Here is a 26,986-nt window from a genome sequence, read left to right as displayed (position 1 = left end):
AGGCATTACCTGCTTAGGCAGTTAGTAACATAATGTTACTGCCTAGACAGCTAGCGTCAAGCCATTAATTAGCCTGCTTACTATTTGCCTATAAAAAATCGCGGGGCAACTCAGTGGCCGCACCGCGATGGTTTAAGCAGGAATACCGCTATGGAAACGAAATTCTTCATCCGGGGTGGTGATCAATTCGGCTTCAACCTCTCTGACCTTCAGTACTACCCGCTCGACATCCGCCGCTTCACCGTATTGATGCGCCAGCTTGAGGTAACCCTGGTAATGCCGGGCTTCGCTGTTGAGCAGGCCGTGATAGAACTTGCCCAATTCTTCGTCCAGATGCGGCACCAACGCGGCAAAGCGCTCGCAGCTGCGCGCCTCGATAAATGCACCGACCACCAGCGTGTCGACCAGTTTCACCGGTTCGTGCGTGCGCACCACGCGACGCAACCCGGATGCATAGCGCCCGGCCGAAAGTGGACGCAGACCGATCTTGCGGCGCTTCATCAGCCGCAGGACTTGTTCATGATGCACCAGCTCTTCACGTGCCAGGCGCGACATCATGTTGATCAGGTCCAGGTGCGTGTTGTACTTGGCCATCAGGCTCAACGCTGTACTGGCGGCCTTGAACTCGCAGTTCTTGTGGTCGATCAGCAGGGTTTCCTGATCGGCAAGGGCGGCCTGAACCCAGGCATCGGGAGTACGGCAACCAAGGAACGCATCAATTTCGGGAATAAGGTGCATAGGCTCACAAACAGGCAGGGCAACGACAAGAGCGGCGATTATACCGGCGGTGGAGGCGATCACCAGTGGACTATGCTTGATACATATCAGGCCCATCGCATTGAGTGCCGTCTATAGTCAGACAGCGGTGACCAATTCTGAAGGGAGTTCACGCTCATGCTAGAAGTACGCAGCATCCTGGTGGTACTCGATCCCGAGCACGCCCACAGCCGGGCCCTGACCCGGGCGAAACTGATCGCAGGCGTCACGGGTGCTCGTCTGCACTTGTTGATGTGCGATAAAAAACACGACCACAGCGCCTTGTTGAGCCTGTTGTGCAGCCAACTGCACGACGACGGCTACAACAATGTGACCTACGAACAAGCGTGGCATGACACCCTGCATGAATCGATCATCAGCGTACAACAAGCTGAAGGTTGCGAGCTGGTCATCAAGGAGCACCGGCCAGACAACCCCCTGAAAAAAGCCCTGCTCACCCCTTCCGACTGGAAACTGTTGCGCCAATGCCCGTGCGCGGTGCTGATGGTCAAGACCGAGCGGCCGTGGACCGGCGGGGTAATCCTCGCCGCCGTGGATGTCGGCAATCACGACGAACCGCATCGTCTACTGCATACGAGCATCATCAATCATGGCTACGAGATCGCCAGCCTGGCCAAGGGCGACCTGCATGTGATCAGCGCCCATCCGTCGCCGATGCTCTCGGCGGCCGACCCGGTGTATCAATTGAAAGAAACCATCGAGCAGCGCTATCGCGAAGAATGCACCGCCTTCCAAGCCGAATTCGACATCAAGGATGATCGCTTGCATGTTGCCGAGGGCCCAGCCGATGTGCTGATTCCTTACACCGCGAAGAAGTACGATGCGGTGGTGACCGTGATCGGCACCGTGGCCCGTACGGGCATCTCCGGCGCATTGATAGGCAACACTGCCGAGGTTGTGCTCGATTCGCTGGAATGCGACGTGTTGGTACTCAAGAGCGATGAAGCAAAAGTCCACCTGACCGAGCTGGCGCGGGGCTGAGGCCTGGATCGTAGGGTTTGCCCCGCGCTTTACGGATCGCGGGGCAAACGAATTTAACCCAGGGCATCCTTGAGAAAGCCTGGCGCGATATAGCGCTGGTAATGCGCTTCGGACAGCAAGAAGAATTCCCGATCAATGGCATCACGCAGTTCGGGCAATTCCCAGCCACGAAACTCCGGCAACAACACCATGCCATAGGCCTCCAGCTCGCGAATTACCCGCGCGCCGCGGGCGATCAACTGATAGGCCCAGCAGTATTCGGATTGATGTGGCACAAAGCGGATTTTGCGCTGCACCAGTTGCTGGCGCAGGCGCTCGGCATCAAAGACCTCAAGTTTGGCCACCATGACCTGTACCAGCAATTGCTCAAGACGCAGCCAGACCGCGCGCTTTTCATCTTCGTTATAGCCGTTCCAATTGATCACTTCATGATGAAAACGCTTGCAGCCACGACACACCAGATCCCCGTAAACCGTGGAACACAGGCCGACACAAGGCGTTTTAATTGACTGATTGGACATGAAAAAACCGACAGCTATGCGGTGGAACAGGCTGTCATGTTAGCCCTTTGTCTAACGGGGGTCACCCGCTAAAGTGATGAAGCGCGCCTTACCTTTATCAACTTTTTCCAGTAGAATTGCCCGGCCTTTTTAAGGCGCCAAATGTCCGTTAGAAGCTGTTTTCAAAGCGTCACGAGCACAGTTGATCCGGTAGAACGGCGTTGGCCTGGGATATTCGCCTGTCGCATATCCCTCGCCAGCCCTCATCAGCCTCCGTTCTACAGGCGTAAAACTTTGAAAGCAGCTTCTGTAAGGATTTCCTGCAACCCTGGCTACGCGGCCCAAGAAGCCGTATTGCGCACGGGTGCCGGAATTTCTGGATGAGCGTCCCGGACACCCATTTGGGACCACTGATGAGGGTAATAACTGTGCTTGAAGCCTACCGCAAACACATCGAAGAGCGTGCCGCCCAGGGTATCGTGCCCCAGCCGCTTAACGCCGAACAAACCGCAGGCCTGGTCGAGCTGCTGAAGAACCCTCCTGCTGGCGAAGAGGCAGTCCTCGTCGACCTGATCACCAATCGCGTTCCACCAGGAGTGGACGAAGCTGCCTACGTAAAGGCCGGCTTCCTCTCCGCTATCGCCAAAGGCGAAGCCACTTCCCCACTGATCGACAAGAAGCGTGCTGTCGAACTGCTGGGCACCATGCAGGGCGGCTACAACATCGCCACCATGGTCGAGCTGCTGGATGACGCTGAACTGGCCGCTGTTGCTGCCGAACAGCTCAAGCACACCCTGCTGATGTTCGACGCCTTCCACGACGTCGCCGAAAAAGCCAAGGCCGGTAACGTTCACGCCAAGGCCGTCATGGAATCCTGGGCTGCAGGCGAGTGGTTCACTGCCCGTCCGGCCATCGAAGACAAATACACCTTGACCGTTTTCAAGGTCCCTGGTGAAACCAACACCGACGACCTGTCCCCTGCCCCGGACGCCTGGTCGCGCCCTGACATCCCGCTGCACGCCCTGGCCATGCTGAAAATGGCCCGTGACGGCATCGAGCCTGAGCAACCAGGCGTTGTCGGCCCCCTCAAGCAGATCGAACAAGTCAAGGCCAAGGGCTTCCCGGTCGCCTACGTCGGTGACGTAGTGGGTACCGGTTCCTCGCGTAAATCCGCCACCAACTCGGTGCTGTGGTTCTTCGGCGACGACATCCCTTACGTGCCGAACAAGCGCGGCGGTGGTTTCTGCTTCGGCACCAAGATCGCCCCGATCTTCTACAACACCATGGAAGACGCCGGCGCTCTGCCAATCGAGTTCGACTGCACCAACCTGGGCATGGGCGACGTCATCGACGTCTACCCGTACAAGGGCGAAGTGCGTCGTCACGGCAGCGACGAGCTGGTCACCAACTTCCAGCTGAAAACCGAAGTACTGCTCGACGAAGTCCGCGCTGGCGGCCGTATCCCGCTGATCGTCGGCCGTGGCCTGACCGAGAAGGCGCGTGCCGAACTGGGCCTGGGCCCAACCGATCTGTTCAAGCTGCCTGAAACCCCAGCCGACACCGGCAAGGGCTACAGCCTGGCACAGAAAATGGTCGGCAAGGCTTGCGGCCTGGCAGAAGGCAAAGGCGTTCGTCCTGGCACCTACTGCGAACCGAAGATGACCACCGTCGGCTCCCAGGACACCACTGGCCCGATGACCCGCGACGAGCTCAAAGACCTCGCCTGCCTGGGCTTCTCTGCTGACCTGGTCATGCAGTCGTTCTGCCACACTGCGGCCTATCCGAAGCCAATCGACGTCAACACCCACCACACCCTGCCGGATTTCATCCGCACCCGTGGCGGCGTGTCCCTGCGTCCAGGCGACGGCATCATCCACAGCTGGCTGAACCGCATGCTGCTGCCGGATACCGTCGGTACCGGTGGTGACTCGCACACCCGTTTCCCGATCGGCATTTCCTTCCCGGCCGGTTCCGGCCTGGTCGCCTTCGCCGCAGCCACCGGCGTCATGCCGCTGGACATGCCGGAGTCGGTACTGGTGCGCTTCAAGGGCAAACTGCAACCCGGCATCACCCTGCGCGACCTGGTTCACGCCATCCCTTACTACGCCATCCAGAAAGGCCTGCTGACCGTCGAGAAGAAGGGCAAGATCAACGCCTTCTCCGGCCGCATCCTGGAAATCGAAGGCCTGGACGAACTGACCGTCGAGCAAGCGTTCGAACTGTCCGACGCCTCGGCTGAGCGTTCTGCTGCCGGTTGCTCGATCAAGCTGCCAGAAAAGGCCATTGCCGAGTACCTGCAGTCGAACGTTACCCTGCTGCGCTGGATGATCAGCGAAGGCTATGGCGACGCCCGTACCCTGGAACGTCGTGCTCAAGCGATGGAAGCCTGGTTGGCCAACCCAGTTCTGCTGGAAGCCGACAAGGACGCCGAATACGCCGAAATCATCGAGATCGACCTGGCCGACGTCAAAGAGCCTGTGCTCTGCGCGCCGAACGACCCGGACGATGCTCGCCTGCTGTCGAGCGTACAAGGCGAGAAGATCGACGAAGTGTTCATCGGTTCGTGCATGACCAACATCGGTCACTTCCGCGCTGCCGGCAAGTTGCTGGAGAAGGTCAAGGGTGGCATCCCTACCCGTCTGTGGCTGGCTCCGCCAACCAAGATGGACGCCCACCAGTTGACCGAAGAAGGCTACTACGGCATCTACGGCAAAGCCGGTGCACGCATGGAAATGCCAGGTTGCTCGCTGTGCATGGGTAACCAGGCACGCGTACAGACCGGTTCGACTGTGGTTTCCACTTCGACCCGTAACTTCCCGAACCGCCTGGGCGACGCCACTAACGTCTACCTGGCCTCGGCCGAACTGGCTGCTGTTGCCTCGATTCTGGGCAAGCTGCCAACCGTCGAAGAGTACATGGAATATGCGAAGAACATCGACAGCATGGCTGCCGACGTTTACCGCTACCTGAGCTTCGACCAGATCGCCGAGTTCCGTGAAGCTGCTGCGAGCGCCAACATCCCGGTCGTTCAAGCCTAAGCTGACTTAGCGTAAAAGAGCCCCGCCAATCGGCGGGGCTCTTTGTTTTTGGCTGTCCAACCCATACAATCGCGGCGCAAGTCGAGTCGTCGCACCGCAGCTCCCACAGACGCCTAAATCACAAACAGATCCACAAATCGATGCACAGCCGTCGCCTCAAGCACTTGCTGATTCTTGCACAAAGCAAAAATCTCATTCACCCGCTGCCCGGCAAAACGCGTTGCCAAGCTGGCTTTGAACTTCTCCTCCAACAACGGGATACCTTCGGCACGGCGCCGACGATGGCCTATCGGGTATTCCACCAGCACCTGCTCAGTGCTTGACCCATCATTAAAAAATACCTGCACGGCATTGGCGATCGAGCGCTTGTCGGCCTCCAGGTACTCACGCGTGAACCGAGGGTCTTCGACGATATCCATCTTCTCGCGCAAGCGATCGATGATGGGGTGCGCAGCATGGAATTCATCCTCGTACTGTTCGGCCACCAGATTGCCGAAGATCAGCGGCACGGCGGTCATGTACTGGATGCAGTGGTCGCGATCAGCGGCATTGGCCAGCTTGCCAACCTTGGAAATGATCCGTATCGCCGACTCATGCGTGGTGATCACAATCCGTTCGATCTCATGCAGGCGATTGCGTACCTGCGGATGAAGCGCTACGGCTGCTTCACAAGCGGTCTGGGCATGGAACTCGGCAGGGAAACTGATCTTGAACAGTACGTTTTCCATCACGTAGCTGGAGAAGGGTTGAGAGAAGCTGAAGGTGCGTTCGCCTTCAGGCTTGAGCGCCAGATCCTTATTGGTATGGCTGAACAATACATCGTAGAAGCCCCACTGCGGGGCACTCATTACACCAGGTACCCCCATTTCGCCGCGCAGGGCGATGTCCGCCAAGCGTACACCGCGACTTGAAGCATCCCCCGCCGCCCAGGACTTACGCGAGCCTGCATTGGGCGCATGACGGTAGGTGCGCAGCGCCTGGCCATCGACAAACGCGTGGGACAATGCCGACAACAACTGCTCGCGGTCGGCACCCATCAGCTTGGCGCACACAGCAGTAGACGCGACCTTGACCAGTAGCACGTGGTCCAGACCAACGCGATTGAACGAGTTTTCCAAGGCTATCACCCCCTGGATCTCGTGGGCCATGACCATGGCCTCAAGCACTACCCGCATGCTCAATGGCGCTTCGCCATTAGCCACACGCTTTTGCGATAGATGGTCGGCCACCGCCAGGATGCCACCGAGGTTGTCCGAGGGATGCCCCCATTCGGCGGCCAGCCAGGTGTCGTTGTAGTCGAGCCAGCGGACGATACAACCAATGTCCCAGGCTGCCTTGACTGGGTCCAGACGGTAGCAGGTGCCCGGTACTCGCGCACCGTACGGCACCACCGTGCCCTCCACCAACGGTCCCAAGTGCTTGGTGCATTCGGGGAAGCGCAACGCCAACAGGCCGCATCCCAGCGTATCCATCAGGCAATTGCGCGCCGTATCCAGCGCCTGCGCGGACTCGACCTTGTAGTTCAGGACATAGTCAGCAATGTCCTGCAGCACCCGGTCGTAGTCAGGGCGGTTATTCAGATCAACGTTGGCACTCATTTCACTTCTCTCTGTTGTAGGCAAACAGGGAGCCAAGCGCCGCTACTGATTAGAAGGCATCACCGGGTACGCGCACCCAACCCTCCATCAGTACCCGAGCACTACGGCTCATGATCGCTTTGGTGACGGTCCATTCACCATTCACCTGACGGGCTTCGGCGCCAACGCGCAAAGTGCCCGACGGATGACCGAAACGTACTGCACTGCGCTCACCGCCGCCGGCCGCGAGGTTGACCAGGGTGCCGGGAACCGCCGCTGCGGTGCCGATGGCCACGGCTGCCGTACCCATCATGGCGTGGTGCAACTTGCCCATGGATAGCGCACGTACCACTAGATCAACGTCTGTGGCTGCCACAGCTTTACCACTGGACGACTGGTAAGCCGTTGCTGGCGCGACAAATGCCACTTTAGGCGTGTGCTGGCGCTTGACAGCTTCGTCGACGTGCTTGATCAAGCCCATGCGCACCGCGCCATGGGCACGGATGGATTCAAAACGGGCCAAGGCTTGCGGGTCGCTGTTGATCGCGTCCTGCAGCTCGGTACCGGTGTAGCCGATCGCTTGGGCCTGAACAAAAATGGTCGGGATACCGGCGTTGATCAAAGTAACCTTGAGCGTGCCGATACCCGGCACCTCCAAGTCATCGATCAGGTTGCCGGTAGGGAACATCGAACCACCCTCGCCGTCCTCGTCCGCTGCCGGGTCCATGAACTCTAGTTGCACTTCTGCGGCCGGAAAGGTCACGCCATCGAGCTCGAAGTCGCCGGTCTCCTGCACTTCACCGTTGGTGATCGGGACATGAGCGATGATGGTCTTACCGATGTTGGCTTGCCAGATCCGCACGGTGGCGATGCCGTTTTGCGGCACACGACTGCTGTCGACCAGGCCAGCGCTGATCGCAAAAGAGCCGACGGCAGCCGATAGGTTGCCGCAGTTACCGCTCCAGTCAACGAACGCCTTGTCGATCGATACTTGCCCGAACAGGTAGTCGACATCGTGCTCGGCCTTGATGCTGCGCGAGAGAATCACGGTCTTGCTGGTGCTGGAAGTAGCACCCCCCATGCCGTCGATTTGCTTGCCGTAAGGGTCCGGGCTGCCGATTACTCGCAGCAACAACGCATCGCGTGACTCACCGGGAATCTGCGCACTCTCGGGCAGATCCTGAAGACGGAAGAACACACCTTTGCTGGTGCCGCCACGAATGTAAGTGGCGGGGATTTTCACTTGAGGAACATGTGCCATAGCTGTTGTCCTGTTGATGCTTTGGGGGAGCTATCACGAGACAAGCCCACCCCCATTGGAGCAGGCTTGTCCCGCGATCGGCCTTACCTCAGGCTGTCGCTGATTCGAGGAAGTCCTGGGCAAAGCGCTGCAACACGCCACCCGCTTCGTAGATCGACACTTCTTCGGCGGTATCCAGACGGCATGTCACAGGCACGTCGACGCGCTCGCCATTGCGACGGGTGATCACCAAGGTCAAGGTTGCCCGCGGCGTACGCTCACCGATGACGTCATAGGTTTCAGTGCCGTCGATTTCCAGGGTCTTGCGATTGACCCCCGGCTTGAACTCCAGCGGCAGCACACCCATACCCACCAGGTTGGTGCGGTGGATACGTTCGAAGCCTTCGGCAACGATGGCCTCGACGCCCGCCAGACGCACACCTTTGGCCGCCCAGTCACGAGATGAGCCCTGGCCGTAGTCGGCACCGGCAACGATGATCAGTGGCTGCTTGCGCTCCATGTAGGTTTCGATGGCTTCCCACATGCGAGTAACTTTGCCTTCCGGCTCGATCCGCGCCAGCGAACCCTGCTTGACCTTACCGCCTTCCTGGACCATTTCGTTGAACAGTTTCGGGTTGGCGAAGGTTGCACGTTGTGCGGTCAGGTGGTCACCACGGTGGGTCGCGTAGGAGTTGAAGTCTTCTTCCGGCAAGCCCATCTTCGCCAAGTATTCACCGGCTGCGCTGTCGAGCATGATGGCGTTGGACGGCGACAGGTGATCGGTAGTGATGTTGTCCGGCAACACCGCCAACGGACGCATACCCTTGAGCGTACGCTCACCGGCCAGCGCACCTTCCCAGTACGGCGGACGACGGATGTAGGTGCTCATTGGGCGCCAGTCGTACAGTGGCTCGACCTTCGGACCACGATCTTCCTCGATGGCAAACATCGGTATGTACACCTGACGGAACTGTTCCGGCTTCACCGAGGCACGGACCACCGCGTCGATTTCCTCGTCGCTCGGCCAGATGTCCTTGAGACGGATTTCCTTGCCATCAACCACCGCCAGGACGTCTTTTTCGATGTCGAAGCGAATGGTACCGGCAATGGCATAGGCCACCACCAGGGGCGGAGAAGCCAGGAAGGCTTGCTTGGCATAAGGATGGATACGGCCGTCGAAGTTGCGGTTACCCGAAAGCACGGCGGTGGCGTACAGGTCGCGGTCGATGATTTCCTGCTGGATAACCGGGTCCAGAGCGCCGGACATGCCGTTGCACGTGGTGCAGGCAAACGCCACGATGCCGAAACCGAGTTCTTCCAACTCCTGGTCAAGACCGGCTTCCTTGAGGTACAGGGCCACAGTTTTCGAGCCCGGAGCCAGGGACGACTTGACCCATGGCTTGCGCACCAGACCAAGCTTGTTGGCATTGCGCGCCAAGAGGCCTGCCGCAATCACGTTGCGCGGGTTACTGGTATTGGTGCAACTGGTAATGGCGGCGATGATTACCGCACCGTCCGGCATCTGTCCCGGCACTTCCTGCCATTCACCGGCAATACCCTTGCTTGCCAGCTCGCTGGTGGCGACGCGGGCGTGCGGGTTGGACGGGCCCGCCATGTTACGCACGACGCTGGACAGGTCGAAGCGCAGCACGCGCTCGTATTCGGCGTTGACCAGGCTGTCGGACCACAGGCCGGCGACCTTGGCGTAGGTCTCGACCAGCTTGACCTGCTCGTCTTCGCGGCCGGTCAGTTTGAGATAGTCGATGGTTTGCTGATCGATGGAGAACATCGCAGCGGTGGCGCCGTATTCCGGTGCCATGTTGGAGATGGTCGCACGATCACCCAGGGTCAAGGCGCGAGCACCTTCGCCGTAGAATTCCAGGTAGGCGCCAACGACTTTTGCCTTGCGCAGGAACTCGGTCAAGGCCAGCACTACGTCGGTCGCGGTGATGCCTGGCTGGGGCTTGCCGGACAGCTCGACGCCTACGATTTCCGGCAGGCGCATCCACGAGGCTCGGCCGAGCATGACGTTCTCGGCCTCCAGACCGCCAACACCGATGGCAATCACGCCCAAGGCATCGACGTGCGGAGTGTGGCTGTCAGTGCCGACACAGGTATCAGGGTACGCCACGCCACGTTCGGCATGGATCACCGGCGACATCTTCTCCAGGTTGATCTGGTGCATGATGCCGTTGCCTGGCTGGATCACATCGACGTTCTTGAACGCCTTTTTGGTCCAGTTGATGAAATGGAAACGGTCTTCGTTTCGACGATCTTCGATAGCGCGGTTCTTCTCGAACGCCTGTGGGTCGAAGCCGCCACATTCCACTGCCAACGAGTGGTCGACGATCAGTTGCACCGGCACCACTGGGTTGACCTTGGCCGGATCACCGCCGCCATCGGCGATGGCATCACGCAGACCAGCAAGGTCGACCAGCGCGGTCTGACCAAGAATATCGTGACAGACAACACGCGCAGGAAACCAAGGGAAGTCCAGGTCACGCTTGCGCTCGATCAGTTGGCTCAGCGACGCATTGAGGCTGGCCGGATCACAGCGGCGCACCAGGTTTTCTGCCAATACGCGAGAGGTGTAGGGAAGTTGATCATAGGCGCCGGGCTTGATCGCATCGACAGCCGAGCGAGCATCGAAATAATCCAGGCCAGTGCCCGGCAGGTTTTTGCGAAATTCAGTATTCATGGCACAGGGACTCAATCACGGTAAGTTCAGTGGCTGGCAGGCCGTCTGCATGCCCGTGGGTGAGAGCTTGCTTGCCCGGCGACTGCGACCTCTCGGCTAAGTCGCAATCGTGGGGCAAGCCCGCTCCTACCCGGCGCTGACAGGCTTACTGCCTCAGGCTCAGCGTTGTTCGATTGGCACGAACTTGCGCTGATCGACGCCGGTGTACTCGGCGCTCGGACGGATGATGCGGTTGTTGGCGCGCTGCTCGAACACGTGCGCTGCCCAGCCGGTCAGGCGCGAGCAGACGAAGATCGGGGTGAACAGCTTGGTTGGAATGCCCATGAAGTGATAGGCCGAGGCATGGTAGAAGTCGGCGTTGGGGAACAGCTTCTTCTGCTCCCACATGGTCTTGTCGATCGCCTCGGACACCGGATACAGCACAGTGTCACCGACTTCGTCAGCGAGCTTCTTCGACCAGCCCTTGATCACTTCGTTACGTGGGTCGGACTCTTTGTAGATGGCATGGCCAAAGCCCATGATCTTGTCTTTGCGCTCGAGCATCTGCAGCAGTTCGGCCACAGCGTCCTGCGGACTCTGGAAACGCTCGATCAGTTCCATTGCCGCTTCGTTCGCGCCACCATGCAGCGGGCCGCGCAACGAGCCAATGGCCGCCGTGATGCACGAGTACAAGTCAGACAGGGTGGAGGCGCACACACGGGCAGTGAACGTCGATGCGTTGAATTCGTGCTCGGCGTAAAGAATCAGCGAGACGTTCATCACCTTGACGTGCAGTTCGCTCGGCTTCTTGTCATGCAGCAGGTGCAGGAAGTGGCCACCGATGGTGTCTTCGTCGCTGGTGCAGTTGATACGCACGCCGTCATGGCTGAAGCGGTACCAGTAGCACATTACTGCCGGGAACAGTGCCAGCAGACGGTCGGTCTTGTCGCGCTGCTGCTCAAAAGTCAGTTCAGGCTCCAGAGTACCGAGCATCGAGCAACCGGTACGCATCACATCCATCGGATGGGCGTCAGCCGGGATACGCTCGAGCACTTCTTTGAGTGCTTGCGGCAGATCGCGCAGGGTTTTGAGCTTGCCTTTGTACTCGGCCAACTGAACCTTGCTCGGCAGCTCACCATACAGGAGCAGGTAGGCGACTTCTTCGAATTCGGCACCCGCGGCCAGGTCACGTACGTCGTAACCACGATAGGTCAGGCCGGCACCAGCCTGGCCCACGGTAGACAGTGCGGTTTGCCCGGCCACTTGACCACGCAGGCCGGCACCACTGAGTACTTTTGCTTCGGCCATGTCTTTCTCCGTTCTTGAAATTTTTATGGAATCTTGGCTAATCGCGGGTCAGGCCCGCAGCTACGGTTCAGTTCTTTTTCTGGGCGAACAGAGCGTCGAGGCTTTGCTCGAACGCGTGGTAGTTGATGGCGTCGTACAGCTCCATGCGGGTCTGCATGGTGTCGATCACATTCTTTTGAGTGCCATCGCGGCGCAGCGCGGTGTAGACATTCTCGGCCGCCTTGTTCATGGCGCGGAATGCCGACAGCGGGTAGAGCACCAGCGATACGTCGACCGAAGCAAGCTCTTCGGTGGTGTACAGAGGGGTCGCACCGAATTCGGTGATGTTCGCCAGGATCGGCGCTTTCACTCGATCAGCGAAGGTCTTGTACATGGCAAGTTCAGTAATGGCTTCCGGGAAGACCATGTCGGCACCGGCTTCAATGCAGGCCGCGGCACGGTCCAACGCAGCTTCCAGGCCTTCGACGGCCAGGGCGTCAGTACGCGCCATGATCACGAAGCTGTCGTCGGTACGGGCATCGACGGCGGCCTTGATGCGGTCGACCATCTCTTGCTGAGAGACGATTTCCTTGTTTGGACGGTGGCCACAGCGCTTGGCGCCAACCTGGTCCTCGATGTGGATGGCCGCCGCGCCGAACTTGATCATCGACTTGACGGTGCGCGCCACGTTGAATGCCGAAGAACCGAAGCCGGTGTCCACGTCTACCAGCAGCGGCAGATCACATACATCGGTGATCCGGCGCACGTCGGTGAGCACGTCATCCAACCCGGTAATACCAAGATCCGGCAGGCCCAGGGAGCCGGCCGCTACACCGCCACCCGACAGGTAAATCGCCTTGAAGCCGGCTCGCTTGGCCAGCAACGCATGGTTGGCGTTGATCGCACCGACGACCTGCAGCGGGTGCTCGGCGGCGACAGCATCACGAAAACGCTGGCCGGGACTGCTTTTCTGACTCATGACTCACCTCGTGGGCTGGTAGCGTCCAGGTAATGACGCTCGATATTGCGTTTGGAGGCGCCGATGTGACGACGCATCAAGAGCTCGGCCAGTTCACCGTCACGGTCGGCGATGGCATCGAGAATCCGGTGGTGTTCAGCGAACGCCTGGTGTGGTCGATTGGGCGTGGCGGAGAACTGGATGCGGTACATACGCACGAGTTGATACAGCTCGCCACAGAGCATCTGCACCAAGGTGCGGTTGCCACTGCCCTGAATGATCCGGTAATGAAAATCGTAATCGCCTTCCTGCTGGTAGTAGCCCAGCCCAGCCTGGAAGGTGGCATCGCGCTCATGGGTGTCGAGCACCCGGCGCAGCTCGTCGATCTCGGCTACGCTCATACGCTCGGCAGCCAGGCGACAGGCCATGCCTTCCAGCGACTCGCGAATCTCGTACAGCTCGATCAGCTCGGCATGGCTTAGCGAAACCACCCGCGCACCGACATGAGGCACCCGCACCAACAGGCGCTGGCCTTCGAGGCGATGGATGGCCTCGCGCAGCGGGCCGCGGCTAATGCCGTAGGTGCGCGCCAGCTCTGGCTCGGAGATTTTGCTGCCAGGGGCGATCTCACCCTTGACAATGGCCGCCTGGATACGCCGGAAGACGTTTTCCGAGAGTGTTTCGGAATCCTCGGCTATTGCGCCAGGCGCTTGGGCTGTATCCAGCATATTGTCGACACCTCGCAAATCAGTGAGGCCAAAACTAGCCAAATCCAACGACATAGTCAAAGACAAAATCAATATTGTCGACAATCGTCTAAGAACGAAACTCACCGCCCCTGCTGTTGTCAGAGTCCAGCCGCTGGCGCCAGCACACCAGCGTGATAGAATGCCGCGCCCCCACACAGGGCATGAATAGTGTGCTTGCCATCATTTTGTGGTGATGGCAGATAAACGAGGAAGCTTGCGCAGAACTGCCAGTGGCCTTGACCCAAACATCGCACAGCACCGCGCCAGGATTTATGAGACTTACGCCCCTCCCACTGTTGCTCAGCCTGTTTTTGTTGCCTGCCCTCGGCCAGGCCGCGGAAAAGACCGTGTACGGTCTTAATGAATACGCCCGTCTTGCCGATATCGACCTGGAGGTTGCCGCCAAGCTCGATACCGGTGCCAAGACCGCCTCGCTCAGCGCCCGCGACATAAAGCGCTTCAAGCGCAATGGCGAATCCTGGGTACGCTTCTACCTGGCAATTGACGCAGCCCACGCGCATCCGATAGAACGGCCTCTGGCCCGTGTCAGCAAGATCAAGCGACGTGCCGGCGATTACAACCCGGATGAAGGCAAGGCCTACACTGCCCGCCCGGTTATCGAAATGAACATCTGCATGGGGACGGCCAAACGCGTGATCGAAGTGAACCTGACCGACCGTAGTGCTTTCCAGTACCCGCTGCTGATTGGCTCCGAGGCGCTGAAGCACTTTGATGCACTGGTCGACCCAAGCCTTAAATACGCGGCCGGCAAACCTGCCTGCGCCCCTGACGCTCAAACCGCAGAGTAATCCCGATGCGCTCTCTTACCCTTCATCTGAAAGTCCTGATCACCGTACTGGTGCTGCTGGGCATCATTGTCACGGCCTACCAGATCTTCTTTCTCGGGATCCCGGTGACCGAAGACGAGACCGACGATCTGTGGAACATCGACGCCAAGGTCGAGTTCGTCGCCAACCCCAAGGACCCGGTCAAGGTACAGATGTTCGTGCCCCCGTTGAGCCATGACTATGTCAGCCTCAATGAGAGCTTCATTTCCAACAACTATGGCGTCAGCGTCAACCGTGTCGACGGCAACCGCAAGGTAACCTGGTCGGCCCGCCGCGCCAGCGGCAATCAGACCCTGTACTACCGCCTGGTGCTGACCAAGCGCTACAGCACCGAAAAAGCCAAGATCAAGGGCCCGACTTTCCGCGACAGCCTGGCCGTGGAAGGCCCGGAAAAAATTGCCGCCGAAGCATTGATGGCCCCCATTCGCCAGCACTCTGCCGACGTCGAGACCTTTGTCAGCGAGACCATCAAGCGGGTCAACAACCTCAATGACGATAACGTCAAGTTGCTGCTGGCAGGCGACACCTCGTCCCTGAACAAAGCCAAGGTCATCGACCTGCTGCTGTCGATCGCGCACGTCCCGGTAGAAAAAGTCCACACCATTCGCCTGGTGGCCGACCAACCGCAAACCCCTGAACTGTGGTTGCGCAGCTTCAATGGCACCGACTGGCTGTACTTCAATCCAGATACCGGCGAGCAAGGCCTGCCAACCGACCGCCTGCTGTGGTGGACCGGTGATGACAATCTGATCACCGTCGATGGCGGCAAAAAAGCCAATGTCAGCTTCAGCCTGAACAACAGCGAGATGAACGCCATCCGCCTGGCCAAGCTGACTGATGAGAACACCGACGCCGACTTCCTCGAATACTCGCTCTACGGCCTGCCGCTGCAAACCCAGCAGACCTTCATGATCATGGTCATGATCCCGATCGGCGTTCTGGTGATCCTGGTGCTGCGCAACCTGATCGGCCTGCAGACCCTGGGTACCTTTACCCCGGTGCTGATCGCCCTGGCTTTCCGTGAAACGCAGTTGGGCTTCGGCATCATCCTGTTCACAGTGATTACCGCGCTCGGGCTGTCGCTACGCTCCTATCTGGAACACCTCAAGCTGCAAATGCTGCCGCGCCTGTCGGTGGTGTTGACCTTCGTCGTGGTGTTGATCGCCGCCATCAGCCTGTTCAGCCACAAGCTGGGCCTGGAGCGCGGCCTGTCTGTGGCGCTGTTCCCGATGGTGATCCTGACCATGACCATCGAGCGTCTGTCGATCACCTGGGAAGAGCGTGGTGGTGGCCATGCCATGAAGGTTGCCATCGGCACCCTGTTCGCCGCCTCGATTGCCCACCTGCTGATGAGCGTGCCGGAGCTTGTGTACTTCGTCTTCACCTTCCCAGCCGTACTGCTGATTCTGGTTGGCTTCATGCTGGCAATGGGTCGCTACCGCGGCTACCGCCTGACGGAGCTGGTACGTTTCAAAGCTTTCGTGAAGGCTGACGCCTGATGTTCGGTCTCTGGAAAACCTGGAAAGCCCTGGAGGCCCGGGGCATCATGGGTATCAATCGGCGCAATGCGGACTATGTCCTCAAGTACAACAAGCGCCACTTGTACCCGATTGTCGATGACAAGATCATCACCAAGGAGCGTGCGATCCAGGCCGGCATCCATGTGCCGGAAATGTACGGCATCATCTCGACCGAGAAAGAGATCGACAAACTTGGCGAGATCATCGGTGGGCGCAGCGACTTCGTGGTCAAGCCCGCCCAGGGCGCCGGCGGTGACGGCATCCTGGTGGTAGCCGATCGCTTCGAGGACCGCTATCGCACGGTGTCGGGCAAGATCATCAGCCACGAGGAAATCGAGCACCAGATTTCCAGCATCCTCACCGGCCTGTACTCCCTGGGCGGTCATCGCGACCGCGCCCTGATCGAGTACCGGGTCACCCCCGACCAGATCTTCAAGAGCATCAGCTACGAAGGTGTACCGGATATCCGCATCATCGTGCTGATGGGCTACCCGGTCATGGCCATGTTACGCCTGCCGACCCGCCAGTCGGGCGGCAAGGCCAACCTGCACCAGGGTGCCATCGGCGTGGGTGTCGACCTGGCTACGGGCGTGACCCTGCGGGGTACTTGGCTGAACAACATCATCAGCAAGCACCCGGACACCACCAACGCGGTGGACGGCGTGCAACTGCCGAACTGGGACGGCTTCATGAAGCTGGCCGCCGGTTGCTACGAGCTTTGCGGCCTGGGCTATATCGGTGTCGACATGGTACTCGACCAGGAAAAGGGCCCGTTGATTCTCGAACTCAACGCCCGTCCTGGCCTGAACATCCAGATCGCCAACGACTGCGGCCTGACCACGCGCACCCACGCGGTAGAAGCGCACCTGGAACAACTGGCCAAAGACGGTCGCCAGGAGTCTCCCGAGGAGCGTGTACGCTTCGCCCAGGAGCTCTTTGGCCACATACCGTCGAACTGAGTGCATCCATCCGCCGTGCGCCAACCGGCCCTGGTTGACGCACGTCGGGCACTTAAGGGCGTTCAACGCTAGGCGCCATACCTGCACGGGACTACAATCGCTCCCCCGCATTCTTAGCTGTTCACTTGCATGCCGACCTGTACGCTTCACCCCCTGCCCTACCTGGCCGACCCTGCGGCCTACTTTGCGCGCATCCGCCAGGCACCTGGCGCGGTACTGCTCGACAGCGCTCGACCGAACGCCGAACGCGGGCGCTTTGACCTGCTCAGCGCCTGGCCCGTGCAAACCCTGGCGCCCGCGCCAGACGAAGGCGGCAAGGCTTACCTGCAACGCCTGCGCATCAGCCTTGAACAACTGGGCCGGGCAGAGTTGCCAGACAACAGCGAACTACCCTTTGCCGGTGGCCTGATCGGCTACCTGAGCTATGACTTCGGACGACGCTTGGAGCAGCTACCCAGCCTTGCAGCCGACGACCTGGGCCTGGCCGATGCCTGCCTTGGGCTCTATGCCTGGGCCCTTATCAGCGATCATCTGCATGGGCGTACGCAATTGCTGTTCCACCCACAGTTGGCCGAGGACGAGCGCCAGCGTCTGATCAGCCTGTTTGAATCCCCGGCACCGGCCGCCGAAGCGCAGTTCTCGCTAATGGCACCGATGCGCGGCGATATCAGCGCCGAGGCCTATCGCCAGTCCTTTGACCGGGTACAGGCATACATCCATGCGGGCGACTGCTACCAGATCAACCTCACGCAACGATTCCGTGCGCCGTGCCAGGGCGACCCCTGGCATGCCTATCAGGCCGTGCGCCGCGCCTGCCCTACGCCTTTCTCCGGTTTCCAACTGCTGGCCGATGGCAGCGCCCTGCTGAGTTTCTCGCCTGAACGTTTTATCCAGGTCAGCAATGGCCGGGTCGAAACCCGACCCATCAAGGGCACCCGCCCGCGCAGTGCGGATGCCGAGCAAGATGCACGTAACGGGGCTGAGCTACTGACCAGCACCAAGGACCGCGCCGAAAACCTGATGATTGTCGATTTGCTGCGCAACGATCTGGGACGCACTTGCAAGATTGGCTCGGTGAAGGTACCTGAACTGTTCAGCCTGGAAAGCTACCCCAACGTGCATCACCTGGTCAGCAGCGTCACCGGCCAACTGGCCAGCGGCAAGGATGCTCTGGACTTGATCGCCGACAGCTTTCCTGGAGGCTCGATCACCGGGGCGCCAAAAATTCGCGCCATGCAGATCATCGATGAGCTCGAACCCAGCCGCAGGGCACTGTATTGCGGGTCATTGCTGTATGTGGACGTGCGCGGCGAGATGGACAGCTCCATCGCCATTCGCAGCTTGCTGGTCAAGGATGGACAGGTGAGCTGCTGGGGCGGTGGCGCAGTGGTCGCCGATTCGCAATGGCAGGCGGAATACGAAGAATCGATTACCAAAGTGAAGGTACTGCTCGATACGCTGCAAAGCCTGTAGCGAGCATCGCGGGGCAAGCGTGCGTCCACTCAGGCGGTGGGAGCGCGCTTGCACCGCGGTCAGGCCGCTACAGACTCAACGACCGATTGGAAGCCTTGATGAACTCTTTCTTCAACGCCTCGAAATCATGCACCGCCGGAAACTGCGGGAACTCGCGAATCACATTCTCCGGTGCGTGGAACAGAATTCCGGCATCGGCTTCGCCCAGCATGGTGGTGTCGTTGTACGAATCGCCCGCGGCAATCACACGATAGTAAAGGCTCTTGAAGGCCAGCACCGACTGGCGCTTGGGGTCCTTCTGACGTAGCTGGTAGCCGGTCACCCGGTCGGTTTCGTCGGTAAGCAGACGATGGCATAGCAAGGTCGGAAAGCCCAGCTGACGCATCAGCGGCTGGGAGAACTCGTAGAAAGTGTCGGAAAGGATCACCACCTGGAAGCGCTCGCGCAGCCAGTCCACGAATTCGATAGCGCCATCCAAAGGCTTGAGTGTGGCGATTACCGCCTGGATATCGGAAAGCTTCAGGCCATGCTCATCAAGAATGCGCAGGCGCTGCTTCATCAGCACGTCGTAATCGGGAATATCACGGGTGGTAGCCCGCAACGATTCGATTCCGGTTTTTTCCGCAAAGGCGATCCAGATCTCCGGGACCAATACGCCTTCCAGGTCGAGACAGGCAATTTCCACAACACACTCCTCGAACAACAGCAAAAATGGGAAGCGGCACTCTACATGCGCGGCGTCTGCCCGGGCAATTTTTGTTAACATTGCCTGATTACGAGCGCCAAGCGCCATTCAATGACCGGAAGCCGCCTGATGAGCCAACCCTTCGACGTCGCCGCCCTGGCCGCGACCTATGCCAACAAGTCGCCCCAAGACATCCTCAAGCTCGCCTTCGAGCACTTTGGCGATGATCTGTGGATCTCCTTCAGCGGCGCCGAAGATGTGGTGCTGGTGGACATGGCCTGGAAGCTGAACAAGAACGTCAAGGTGTTCAGCCTCGACACCGGCCGCCTGCATCCGGAAACGTATCGCTTCATTGATCAGGTGCGCGAACACTACAACCTGCCAATCGAAATCCTCTCCCCCGATCGCAGCAAGCTTGACCCTTTCGTCAAGGACAAAGGCCTGTTCAGCTTCTACAAGGATGGCCATGGCGAATGCTGCGGGATCCGCAAGATCGAACCGCTGCGGCGCAAGTTGAGCACCGTCAGCGCCTGGGCCACCGGTCAGCGCCGCGATCAGAGCCCGGGCACCCGCAGCCAAGTGGCGGCGTTGGAAATCGACGGCGCGTTTTCCACCCCCGAGCGTACCTTGTACAAATTCAACCCACTGGCGCAGATGAGTAGTGAGGAAGTCTGGGGCTATATCCGCATGCTTGAACTGCCTTACAACAGCTTGCATGAGCGCGGTTTCATCAGCATCGGCTGCGAGCCTTGCACCCGGCCCGTGCTGCCCAATCAACATGAACGCGAAGGTCGCTGGTGGTGGGAAGAGTCCACTCAGAAGGAATGCGGGTTGCATGCCGGCAACCTGATCAGCAAGGGCTGATCGCCCTGCGCCAAAACAACCGGCTTCGGCCGGTTTTTTCATGCCCGTGAAAAAGTGCTTGTGTCGCCACCATAGTGTATTGCTACACTAATACACATGGACGCCATGACGCTGCACATCGAACCCAGCTCCCCCGACCCGATCTACCGCCAGATCGTCGGCCAGATCACTCGCCTGATCAGTGCCGGAGCCTGCCCGCCGGGTACCCGCCTGCCCTCGGTGCGCGAGGTGGCCGCCGCCCACGCAATCAATCCGATGACCGTCTCCAAGGCCTATGCCTTGCTCGAAGCCCAAGGCTTGCTGGAGCGCCATCGCGGCAAGGGCATGCAGGTTGCTGCAGACCTTCAGACCGCTACCCCGACCGCCACCCGCCTGCAAGCATTGCTACCTACGCTGCAGGAACTGGCCCGCCAGGCACGCCAACTGGACTTGAGCCTCGATCAACTGGTCGAGGCACTCACACCTCTCATGAATGAAGCAACGCTTTCGAAGGATCGTAATGAATAACCTGCCCCTCGTGGTTGAAGCCCACGCCCTGAGCAAACGCTACAAGGATCACATGGCACTGGACGGCGTCTCGCTAAGCATCGCGCCTGGTACCGTTCTTGGCTTGCTGGGGCGCAATGGGGCGGGCAAAAGCACCCTGATCGAGTGCCTGCTGGGCCTGCGCCAGGCAAACAGCGGTCAGGCACGACTGTTTGGAAAACCCGCCACGCAAATCGACGATCATGACAAGGCCGCCTTGGGCTACGTGCCACAACTCACCGATAGCCTGCAATGGATGAAGGTTGGCGATGCTCTGGCGTTTTTTGCCACCCTGTACCCAACTTGGGACAATCCGTTGGCCGAACGCCTGCTGCAGCGTTGGAACCTCGACAGCAAGCGTCTGTTGCAGGAACTATCGCCTGGGCAACGCCAGCAAGTGGCAATCATCCGCGCCTTGGCGCCCCGCCCACGGTTATTGGTGCTGGATGAGCCAGCGGCTGCCCTGGACCCACTGGCTCGCCGCGAGCTATTGCGAGAAATTGTCGAGTTGGCAGGTGAACATGGCAGCACCGTGGTGTTTTCGACGCATATCATTTCCGATCTGGAGCGAGTCGCCTCTCACGTCGCCCTCATGCATCAGGGCAGGCTGCGCCTTTATGCTGAAGTCGATCAACTCAAGGATCAGCTGCGCCGGGTGCGCTGGCCACAAGATGTACCCCTGCCCGCACAACCGCTGCCGGGAGAGTCAGTCCGGCGCGCACTCGCTGAGGGTGGCTGGAGTCTGGTGCTGAACCTGAGCGACAGCGATGCCCTGTCAGCCCTGCCCAAACAGGCCAGCGTTCACAGTCTCAGCCTGGAAGACTTGTTTGTGGAGCTGACGGCATGAAGTCCGAAGCGCTCAAACCTGTATTTTTCGGCCCCAGAATAATGACCCTAAGCTTGTTGAGCTACGTGGCAATACTGGCAGTCGGCATGGTTATTTCGCATTCAGCCAGTAGCGAATCCCTGGCCTGGCCCTTTACCGTGGCGATGACTGCCGCGCTGTGGTGGCTGCTGCAGGGCCCGCGACTCTGCAACCTGACCGTCAACATGATCGCGCTGCAAGTGCCGGGCGTTCACCTCACGTTGCTGCGCGGTGTCGCTCTACACATGGCACTGAGTATTGGGCCGACGCTGGCCTTCCTGCTGCTATGGCCCCCTACTAACGACAATACGCTGCAACTCGCTGCCGCTCTCTGGCTAGGCTCGTGCTATGGCCTGTGGTTCATCAGCATGCCGGGGGCGCTGAACATCATCCCGATGGCGCTGCTCGGCCTTTACTGGCCAGTAGTGGCTGATCCCGTGCTGTGTACCCTGCTTGGGCTTTTGTTACTGGCATTGAGCGCGGCACTTTGGCACTGGCAGATTGTACGACCTCGAACACGCTTTCTCAGCCCTCTGGGCGTGGCGCTGGACGAACATCTTCTGAGCCTGTCCGGTTCGGCACGGGAGCGCTTTGCGCCAGTGGCCGGCATGTCGAGCCGCTCGACGACAACACCCAACCGCTTGAGCCAGGATCGAGTCGCGGTAATTCTTGGCCTTCAGACCATCAGGCAGACCTACGGAAAACGCCGACAGTACTGGACCTACTTGGCTTTTGCCTGCGCGTTAGCGTCTTTGTATGCATTTCAGGCCAATTTCAGCGGGGTTTACCTGTCGATGTGGGTCGCCGTCATTTTGATCTGGGTTCCGCTTCGCACCCTTCGCAATCTGACCGGCCTGCATGGCCAACATAGCGCGCCGCTGGCCGATTTGCTGTTGACACCCGGCCTACCGCCCCGTGAGCACCTGCAGGCAAGCGTGATGCGCCAACTGCGCGATCGGCTGCTGGAACAATTGACGCTGCTGACACTTGTGCTCATGGCCATGGCGGCATCGAACAACGACCCGGGGCTCCACCAGCCATTGCCTGCAATTACCTTCAGTTGTTTGATGTTCGTGGTGACGCTGGGCCTGGCCAGGCTGGCCTGGCGCGGCGCGCTCAGCCGTCGTCAACTGACCCTGGGAACGATAGCCGCGATGGTTGCCGTTTACGTTGGCACAATCTGGGTGAATATTTCCTGAGCCCTGCCCAGGCATGAAAAAACCGGCACGAAGGCCGGTTTTTTCATGCCTGGGCAGGCGTCAGTGCACGGGTAATTCGACATCGGCAAACAGCTCTTCGAGCTCTTGTTTGTTGTGGCACTGAATTGCCTTGGCCATGACTTCACGTGTCAGGTGCGGAGCAAACTTCTCGATGAAGTCGCACATGAATCCACGCAGGAAGGTGCCGCGACGGAAACCGATCTTGGTCACGCTGGATTCGAACAACTCGCTGGCATCGAGCACGACCAAATCGTTATCGAGCTTGGTATCGACTGCCATCTTGGCCACGATACCCACGCCCAGGCCCAGGCGTACGTAAGTTTTGATGACGTCGGCGTCAGCAGCGGTGAACACCACTTTTGGCGTCAGGCCGCGATGGCTGAAGGCCTCATCGAGCTTGGAACGACCGGTGAAACCAAACACATAGGTAACGATCGGGTATTCGGCCAGGGCTTCCAAGGTCAGCTTTGGCAGCTTGGTCAGCGGGTGTCCCTGCGGCACCACCACACAACGATTCCAGCGATAGCACGGCATCATCACCAGGTCACCGAACAGTTCCAGCGCTTCGGTGGCAATGGCGAAATCCACGGTGCCGTCGGCAGCCATCTCGGCAATCTGCATCGGTGAGCCCTGATGCATGTGCAGGGCCACTTCCGGGTATTGCTTGATGAAACTGCTGATCACGGGCGGCAGTGCATAACGCGCCTGCGTGTGGGTGGTTGCGATCGACAGCGTGCCCTTTTTCTCGTTGGAGAATTCCTGGGCAATCTGCTTGATGCTCTCGACTTTGCGCAGGATTTCACCTGCGGTGGTGATAATCCGCTCACCTGCCGGCGTCACCCGGGTCAGGTGCTTGCCGCTGCGCGCGAACACTTCAACGCCCAATTCGTCCTCGAGCAGGCGGATCTGCTTGCTGATGCCCGGCTGGGACGTATACAGGCTCTGCGCTGTCGCGGAGACGTTGAGGTCGTGGTGCGCCACTTCCCAGATGTAGCGCAATTGTTGAAGCTTCATATGTATCCCTCAAATCAGCTGGGCGTCACCGGCAGCAGCGACGATTTATAACTATATTAGTGGTTTGAAGAATAAATCTAGAACTATTTTAACAGTCTAGTAGGAATCCACCGACAAGGCTGCGTTATGCCTTCCGACGCCCCAAGTGCTGGGCCAAGGGCACCATGTACACCGGTACCGGCGACAACTGCAGCAAGCGCACAGCGGTGCGCCCCAAGGGAATATCGACCCCCGCCCCCTGGCTATGACTGCCAAAGATCAGTAAATCAACGTTCAAACGCTGAGCTTGCTCCAGAATCACTTGAGCAGGATCGCCCTGACGCACACGCACTGCCTTGATCAAGGCCAGATCCGCTTCTTCGCCCAATTCATCGCGAAAATTTTCCAGTACCTGCTGCTCGATATTGGCCATGACCGTGTTCACCCCCTGGCTGTGCAACTGATCCAGGGTGCGCTCGTCCAGGTAGCTTTGTAGCAGCGATTCAGCAAACTGCCCCATCGGTTCGACGGCATGGATGACATAGAGCTCTGCATTGAATGTACGCGCCAACGCCAGCGCGTGTTGCATGACAAAAGGCGCGTATACACCGAGGTCAGTGGCATACAGCATGGAACGGATCATTCGACCTCCTCGACTGCCGCGGGGGCAGAGCAAGCTTCAGCTTAGCAGCGCGCCGCCCACGCGCTGCTCCGTCCGGCGCTCGGCCCAAACGGCCTAGCCCAAGCTCGGTTCGTTGCTGATGCCATGAGGCACATGACCTGTTGCCACCACACTGCGCGCCCGCTCGCAGTGACCGGCCTGATCATCGAAGAACACATCGGCGGCGAAGGCTTCAAGGAACGCCGACTTGTCCAGGCCACCCAAAAACAGCGACTCGTCCAGGCGGATATCCCACTCGCGCAATGTCCGAATCACCCGCTCGTGGGCCGGTGCCGAGCGTGCCGTGACCAAGGCGGTACGAATCGGGCATGCGCCTTCTGGGAACTCCTTCTGCAGCAGGTTGAGTGCGGCGAGAAATGGCTTGAATGGACCACCGCGCAGCGGCTCGCGGGCCGATTGCCGCTCGCTGGCCTGAAAGGCCTCCAACCCACCCAACTGATAGACACGCTCGGATTCGTCGGAGAACAGCACGGCATCTCCGTCGAAGGCGATGCGCAACTCATCGCTGGCGGCTCGACGCGCACCTCCTGACAGGATGGTCGCTGCAGCGAACCCGGCGTCGAGGGCGCTGCGAACATCATCGGCATCGGTGGAAAGAAACAGGTGGCAACCAAAAGCCGCCAGATACGGATAGGGACTGCGCCCTCCAACAAAGGCTGCACGGTAGATACCCAGACCGTGGTGTTCAATTGAGTTGAAAACGCGCAGGCCCGTGTCGGCACTGTTGCGCGACACCAGAACGACTTCGACGCGAGGCTGGCCAAGATGAGCATTGAGCCCCAACAACTTCTGCACCAACGGAAAAGCATCACCGGGTTCCAGCACTTCGTCTTCGTGCTCGATCTGATACTGGCGGTAAGCCTCCACTCCTTGCGCCAGGTACAAACGGTGGCTCTCACTGAGGTCGAACAGCGCCCGCGAGGAGATCGCCACCACCAGTTTGTCGCCAAGACTCTTGCCCATGTGCTGTCCTCTGAACGCGCTAGTGCGCCGGCAGATTATGTCGATCGATGAAAGCCAATGCCTGATACAGGCTCTCTATACGCGGCAGGCTGCAGCCGGCTGCGCGTGCCTGCCTCAACGGCTCGGCGTAGATAGCCGCAAGTTCCAGGGGCCGCTGATGGGAAAAATCGTGGTACATACTGGGCCAGTAATCAGGCATCTGTTCAGTCATTGCGAACAGATGCTCAGCATAGCCTTCGGGCAACGCGTGACCACAGCTATGCGCCCCCTGCACGACCTCCGCCATCAACGCACGAATCAATTCCCGGCCCTGCTCGTCGGCCATCAGCGCCGAGGTACTGGCCCTGAGCAACACGGACAAGCCGTTGTAAGGCACATTCCACACTAACTTCTGCCAACGCGCCTGGGCCAGATTCGCCATCGCCTGAGCCTCGATACCCGCTGCACGGAACAGCTCGGCACACGCCTCGACAACACCCTGACGTTCAGCAGCATTGACCTGTGGGCCACTGTGATAGCCCAAGTGCACAGCGCCGAAAGCCTGGTGACGAACGACCCCCGGCGCCTCTCGATTGGCGCAAACAAAGCACAGGCCACCAAGTAGGTGCAGGTCGCCAGGCAATAGCGGACGCAGGGACTCTTCTACTGCCAGACCGTTCTGCAACAGCACGACCTTGCAATCGCTGGCTGCGGCCTTGGCGATCAGTGGCGCAAGCTCGGCGTTGCTGGTGGCCTTGGCGCCCACCAGCAACCAGTCGCACGCAGGCATATCCGCGGCGTCGGCGTAGGCCTGCAGCGGCATCTGTATCACCCCGTGTACCGCGCTTTCAACGCGCATGCCGTGAGCGCTGACCGCTGCGAATTCGCTACGCAGGAGAAAATGCACATCGAACCCGGCCCGGGCCAACATCACGCCGTAGAAACCGCCAATGGCACCGGTACCGAGGATGCCAATACGCGGACTGCTGGTGTTCATCCTGCCTCCTTCAACCGTTCATTTTCTGTTCAATTTTTTTACACACAAATCAAGCGCTTTACGATCTTTCACTATACTCAGGCGAACAAGGTCAAAAAATCGACATGGAGTCGATCATGCGCGGATTCCTGCCCCACCCGGACGATGTCCCGGTCGAACTGTCCCTGCGGCCCTCGCCCAGCCTGTTCCGCCAGCGCTTGCACACTATCAGCCTGGGCGGTATCGCCTGCAATCATCCTCGCGCCTACCGGCGCGGCATGGCTATCGAAATGATCATTCCCTCCCTGGGTGACTCGGCACGCTTTTCCGGCTACGTGGCCTGGTGCCAGAAGCAGCAAGACGGTTACCGAGTCGGCATTGCCTTCATCGATGAACAAGCCTTGTTCGGCGCCAGAATGAGCGAACAGGTTTGCCAGATACAGCACCTTTACCAACAGCACACCCGCGAACAAACCACCCCGCCCGACCTCGAAGCACTCGCTCAACAATGGGTCAGCCTGCACGCTGGCGAGTTCTCCGAAGCCAATCTGGAAGCCACCTACACCCGGCAGATTCTTGTTTAACGCGAAAAACCCCGCCCCTACGGGCTTTTACACGCAGGAAAGCAGGCTCTGCCCATTGTCGAGCCA

The 26,986-nt window shown here is 59.5% G+C and carries 24 protein-coding genes; 11 read left to right on the top strand and 13 right to left on the bottom strand.

The features are described from left to right. Nucleotides 1-132: 132 nt before the first annotated feature. Nucleotides 133-738 carry a tRNA-(ms[2]io[6]A)-hydroxylase gene (miaE, locus tag V0R60_RS14480; RefSeq protein WP_136475402.1) on the bottom strand — a complete coding sequence of 202 codons (606 nt, stop codon included), beginning with the start codon at nucleotides 736-738 and terminating at the stop codon, nucleotides 133-135. Nucleotides 739-894: 156 nt separating this feature from the next. Between miaE and V0R60_RS14475 the strand changes: the two genes are divergently transcribed. Next, complete coding sequence (locus V0R60_RS14475) at nucleotides 895-1,758, top strand: universal stress protein (RefSeq protein ID WP_136475401.1); 864 nt, start codon at nucleotides 895-897, stop codon at nucleotides 1,756-1,758. Between the two features lie 53 nt (nucleotides 1,759-1,811). Here the strand turns inward: V0R60_RS14475 and V0R60_RS14470 are convergent, their stop codons facing one another. Further along, nucleotides 1,812-2,279, bottom strand: a complete 468-nt coding sequence (locus V0R60_RS14470) for a DUF1289 domain-containing protein (protein WP_136475400.1) — start codon at nucleotides 2,277-2,279, stop codon at nucleotides 1,812-1,814. A 407-nt stretch (nucleotides 2,280-2,686) separates the two neighbouring features. On the opposite strand from V0R60_RS14470, the gene acnB reads away from it, so the two are divergent. Next, nucleotides 2,687-5,296, top strand: coding sequence for a bifunctional aconitate hydratase 2/2-methylisocitrate dehydratase (gene acnB / locus V0R60_RS14465; protein ID WP_136478903.1), 2,610 nt, complete (start codon nucleotides 2,687-2,689; stop codon nucleotides 5,294-5,296). Nucleotides 5,297-5,409: 113 nt separating this feature from the next. Here the strand turns inward: acnB and prpD are convergent, their stop codons facing one another. From prpD to V0R60_RS14435, 6 genes are all read right to left on the bottom strand, one after another. Beyond that, nucleotides 5,410-6,894, bottom strand: coding sequence for a 2-methylcitrate dehydratase (prpD, locus tag V0R60_RS14460; RefSeq protein WP_330079420.1), 1,485 nt, complete (start codon nucleotides 6,892-6,894; stop codon nucleotides 5,410-5,412). A gap of 49 nt (nucleotides 6,895-6,943) precedes the next feature. Beyond that, entirely contained in the window at nucleotides 6,944-8,134 is a 1,191-nt protein-coding gene (gene prpF, locus V0R60_RS14455; protein WP_136475399.1) for a 2-methylaconitate cis-trans isomerase PrpF, read from the bottom strand. 88 nt (nucleotides 8,135-8,222) lie between these two features. Further along, nucleotides 8,223-10,811: a Fe/S-dependent 2-methylisocitrate dehydratase AcnD gene (gene acnD, locus V0R60_RS14450; protein WP_330079419.1), complete on the bottom strand. Its 2,589-nt coding sequence runs from the start codon at nucleotides 10,809-10,811 to the stop codon at nucleotides 8,223-8,225. A gap of 159 nt (nucleotides 10,812-10,970) precedes the next feature. Continuing rightward, the gene (prpC, locus tag V0R60_RS14445; RefSeq protein WP_136475397.1) at nucleotides 10,971-12,098 is read right to left on the bottom strand and encodes a bifunctional 2-methylcitrate synthase/citrate synthase; all 1,128 of its coding nucleotides are present in this window, start codon (nucleotides 12,096-12,098) and stop codon (nucleotides 10,971-10,973) included. Between the two features lie 67 nt (nucleotides 12,099-12,165). Continuing rightward, the gene (gene prpB, locus V0R60_RS14440) at nucleotides 12,166-13,056 is read right to left on the bottom strand and encodes a methylisocitrate lyase (protein WP_203476588.1); all 891 of its coding nucleotides are present in this window, start codon (nucleotides 13,054-13,056) and stop codon (nucleotides 12,166-12,168) included. Then, entirely contained in the window at nucleotides 13,053-13,763 is a 711-nt protein-coding gene (locus V0R60_RS14435) for a GntR family transcriptional regulator (protein ID WP_136475395.1), read from the bottom strand. The genes prpB and V0R60_RS14435 overlap by 4 nt, the downstream gene beginning before the upstream one ends. Nucleotides 13,764-14,056: 293 nt before the next feature. On the opposite strand from V0R60_RS14435, the gene rloA reads away from it, so the two are divergent. The 4 genes from rloA to pabB all read left to right on the top strand — a co-directional run bounded on the left by rloA (nucleotide 14,057) and on the right by pabB (nucleotide 18,584). After that, nucleotides 14,057-14,593: a retropepsin-like aspartic peptidase RloA gene (gene rloA / locus V0R60_RS14430; protein ID WP_136475394.1), complete on the top strand. Its 537-nt coding sequence runs from the start codon at nucleotides 14,057-14,059 to the stop codon at nucleotides 14,591-14,593. A gap of 5 nt (nucleotides 14,594-14,598) precedes the next feature. After that, the gene (rloB, locus tag V0R60_RS14425; protein ID WP_136475393.1) at nucleotides 14,599-16,131 is read left to right on the top strand and encodes an osmotic stress tolerance membrane protein RloB; all 1,533 of its coding nucleotides are present in this window, start codon (nucleotides 14,599-14,601) and stop codon (nucleotides 16,129-16,131) included. After that, entirely contained in the window at nucleotides 16,131-17,111 is a 981-nt protein-coding gene (locus V0R60_RS14420) for an alpha-L-glutamate ligase-like protein (RefSeq protein ID WP_136475392.1), read from the top strand. Before rloB ends, V0R60_RS14420 begins: the two co-directional genes overlap by 1 nt. Nucleotides 17,112-17,240: 129 nt before the next feature. After that, the gene (gene pabB / locus V0R60_RS14415; RefSeq protein WP_330079418.1) at nucleotides 17,241-18,584 is read left to right on the top strand and encodes an aminodeoxychorismate synthase component I; all 1,344 of its coding nucleotides are present in this window, start codon (nucleotides 17,241-17,243) and stop codon (nucleotides 18,582-18,584) included. A 67-nt stretch (nucleotides 18,585-18,651) separates the two neighbouring features. On the opposite strand, the gene thrH is transcribed toward pabB, so the two are convergent. Then, nucleotides 18,652-19,269, bottom strand: coding sequence for a bifunctional phosphoserine phosphatase/homoserine phosphotransferase ThrH (gene thrH, locus V0R60_RS14410; RefSeq protein ID WP_136475390.1), 618 nt, complete (start codon nucleotides 19,267-19,269; stop codon nucleotides 18,652-18,654). Nucleotides 19,270-19,398: 129 nt separating this feature from the next. Between thrH and V0R60_RS14405 the strand changes: the two genes are divergently transcribed. The 4 genes from V0R60_RS14405 to V0R60_RS14390 all read left to right on the top strand — a co-directional run bounded on the left by V0R60_RS14405 (nucleotide 19,399) and on the right by V0R60_RS14390 (nucleotide 22,722). Beyond that, nucleotides 19,399-20,133, top strand: a complete 735-nt coding sequence (locus V0R60_RS14405) for a phosphoadenylyl-sulfate reductase (RefSeq protein WP_136475389.1) — start codon at nucleotides 19,399-19,401, stop codon at nucleotides 20,131-20,133. Nucleotides 20,134-20,238: 105 nt separating this feature from the next. Further along, nucleotides 20,239-20,640: a GntR family transcriptional regulator gene (locus V0R60_RS14400; protein WP_330079417.1), complete on the top strand. Its 402-nt coding sequence runs from the start codon at nucleotides 20,239-20,241 to the stop codon at nucleotides 20,638-20,640. Then, the gene (locus tag V0R60_RS14395) at nucleotides 20,633-21,505 is read left to right on the top strand and encodes an ABC transporter ATP-binding protein (RefSeq protein WP_136475387.1); all 873 of its coding nucleotides are present in this window, start codon (nucleotides 20,633-20,635) and stop codon (nucleotides 21,503-21,505) included. The genes V0R60_RS14400 and V0R60_RS14395 overlap by 8 nt, the downstream gene beginning before the upstream one ends. Continuing rightward, nucleotides 21,502-22,722, top strand: a complete 1,221-nt coding sequence (locus V0R60_RS14390; RefSeq protein ID WP_330079416.1) for a hypothetical protein — start codon at nucleotides 21,502-21,504, stop codon at nucleotides 22,720-22,722. Before V0R60_RS14395 ends, V0R60_RS14390 begins: the two co-directional genes overlap by 4 nt. Before the next feature lie 60 nt (nucleotides 22,723-22,782). Here the strand turns inward: V0R60_RS14390 and cysB are convergent, their stop codons facing one another. From cysB to V0R60_RS14370, 4 genes are all read right to left on the bottom strand, one after another. After that, nucleotides 22,783-23,757 (bottom strand): HTH-type transcriptional regulator CysB, encoded by a 975-nt coding sequence (cysB, locus tag V0R60_RS14385; RefSeq protein ID WP_038609205.1) that lies wholly within the window; start codon nucleotides 23,755-23,757, stop codon nucleotides 22,783-22,785. Between the two features lie 124 nt (nucleotides 23,758-23,881). Next, entirely contained in the window at nucleotides 23,882-24,379 is a 498-nt protein-coding gene (locus V0R60_RS14380) for a universal stress protein (RefSeq protein WP_136475385.1), read from the bottom strand. Between the two features lie 93 nt (nucleotides 24,380-24,472). Beyond that, nucleotides 24,473-25,381: a 5'-nucleotidase gene (locus V0R60_RS14375; protein WP_136475384.1), complete on the bottom strand. Its 909-nt coding sequence runs from the start codon at nucleotides 25,379-25,381 to the stop codon at nucleotides 24,473-24,475. A gap of 19 nt (nucleotides 25,382-25,400) precedes the next feature. After that, complete coding sequence (locus V0R60_RS14370) at nucleotides 25,401-26,357, bottom strand: putative 2-dehydropantoate 2-reductase (RefSeq protein ID WP_136475383.1); 957 nt, start codon at nucleotides 26,355-26,357, stop codon at nucleotides 25,401-25,403. Nucleotides 26,358-26,473: 116 nt separating this feature from the next. On the opposite strand from V0R60_RS14370, the gene V0R60_RS14365 reads away from it, so the two are divergent. Beyond that, nucleotides 26,474-26,920 carry a PilZ domain-containing protein gene (locus tag V0R60_RS14365; RefSeq protein ID WP_330079415.1) on the top strand — a complete coding sequence of 149 codons (447 nt, stop codon included), beginning with the start codon at nucleotides 26,474-26,476 and terminating at the stop codon, nucleotides 26,918-26,920. Nucleotides 26,921-26,986 lie beyond the last annotated feature (66 nt).

The organism is Pseudomonas auratipiscis (assembly GCF_036324085.1).
GTDB lineage: Bacteria > Pseudomonadota > Gammaproteobacteria > Pseudomonadales > Pseudomonadaceae > Aquipseudomonas > Aquipseudomonas auratipiscis.
This window is presented reverse-complemented; position numbering and strand designations above follow the sequence as displayed.

Coding starts and splice junctions, on each gene's coding strand:
- miaE (WP_136475402.1), bottom strand. CDS start 738: ATGCACCTTATTCCCGAAATTGATGCGTTCCTTGGTTGCCGTACTCCC.
- V0R60_RS14475 (WP_136475401.1), top strand. CDS start 895: ATGCTAGAAGTACGCAGCATCCTGGTGGTACTCGATCCCGAGCACGCC.
- V0R60_RS14470 (WP_136475400.1), bottom strand. CDS start 2,279: ATGTCCAATCAGTCAATTAAAACGCCTTGTGTCGGCCTGTGTTCCACG.
- prpD (WP_330079420.1), bottom strand. CDS start 6,894: ATGAGTGCCAACGTTGATCTGAATAACCGCCCTGACTACGACCGGGTG.
- prpF (WP_136475399.1), bottom strand. CDS start 8,134: ATGGCACATGTTCCTCAAGTGAAAATCCCCGCCACTTACATTCGTGGC.
- acnD (WP_330079419.1), bottom strand. CDS start 10,811: ATGAATACTGAATTTCGCAAAAACCTGCCGGGCACTGGCCTGGATTAT.
- prpC (WP_136475397.1), bottom strand. CDS start 12,098: ATGGCCGAAGCAAAAGTACTCAGTGGTGCCGGCCTGCGTGGTCAAGTG.
- prpB (WP_203476588.1), bottom strand. CDS start 13,056: ATGAGTCAGAAAAGCAGTCCCGGCCAGCGTTTTCGTGATGCTGTCGCC.
- V0R60_RS14435 (WP_136475395.1), bottom strand. CDS start 13,763: ATGCTGGATACAGCCCAAGCGCCTGGCGCAATAGCCGAGGATTCCGAA.
- rloA (WP_136475394.1), top strand. CDS start 14,057: ATGAGACTTACGCCCCTCCCACTGTTGCTCAGCCTGTTTTTGTTGCCT.
- rloB (WP_136475393.1), top strand. CDS start 14,599: ATGCGCTCTCTTACCCTTCATCTGAAAGTCCTGATCACCGTACTGGTG.
- V0R60_RS14420 (WP_136475392.1), top strand. CDS start 16,131: ATGTTCGGTCTCTGGAAAACCTGGAAAGCCCTGGAGGCCCGGGGCATC.
- pabB (WP_330079418.1), top strand. CDS start 17,241: ATGCCGACCTGTACGCTTCACCCCCTGCCCTACCTGGCCGACCCTGCG.
- V0R60_RS14405 (WP_136475389.1), top strand. CDS start 19,399: ATGAGCCAACCCTTCGACGTCGCCGCCCTGGCCGCGACCTATGCCAAC.
- V0R60_RS14400 (WP_330079417.1), top strand. CDS start 20,239: ATGACGCTGCACATCGAACCCAGCTCCCCCGACCCGATCTACCGCCAG.
- V0R60_RS14395 (WP_136475387.1), top strand. CDS start 20,633: ATGAATAACCTGCCCCTCGTGGTTGAAGCCCACGCCCTGAGCAAACGC.
- V0R60_RS14390 (WP_330079416.1), top strand. CDS start 21,502: ATGAAGTCCGAAGCGCTCAAACCTGTATTTTTCGGCCCCAGAATAATG.
- cysB (WP_038609205.1), bottom strand. CDS start 23,757: ATGAAGCTTCAACAATTGCGCTACATCTGGGAAGTGGCGCACCACGAC.
- V0R60_RS14380 (WP_136475385.1), bottom strand. CDS start 24,379: ATGATCCGTTCCATGCTGTATGCCACTGACCTCGGTGTATACGCGCCT.
- V0R60_RS14375 (WP_136475384.1), bottom strand. CDS start 25,381: ATGGGCAAGAGTCTTGGCGACAAACTGGTGGTGGCGATCTCCTCGCGG.
- V0R60_RS14370 (WP_136475383.1), bottom strand. CDS start 26,357: ATGAACACCAGCAGTCCGCGTATTGGCATCCTCGGTACCGGTGCCATT.
- V0R60_RS14365 (WP_330079415.1), top strand. CDS start 26,474: ATGCGCGGATTCCTGCCCCACCCGGACGATGTCCCGGTCGAACTGTCC.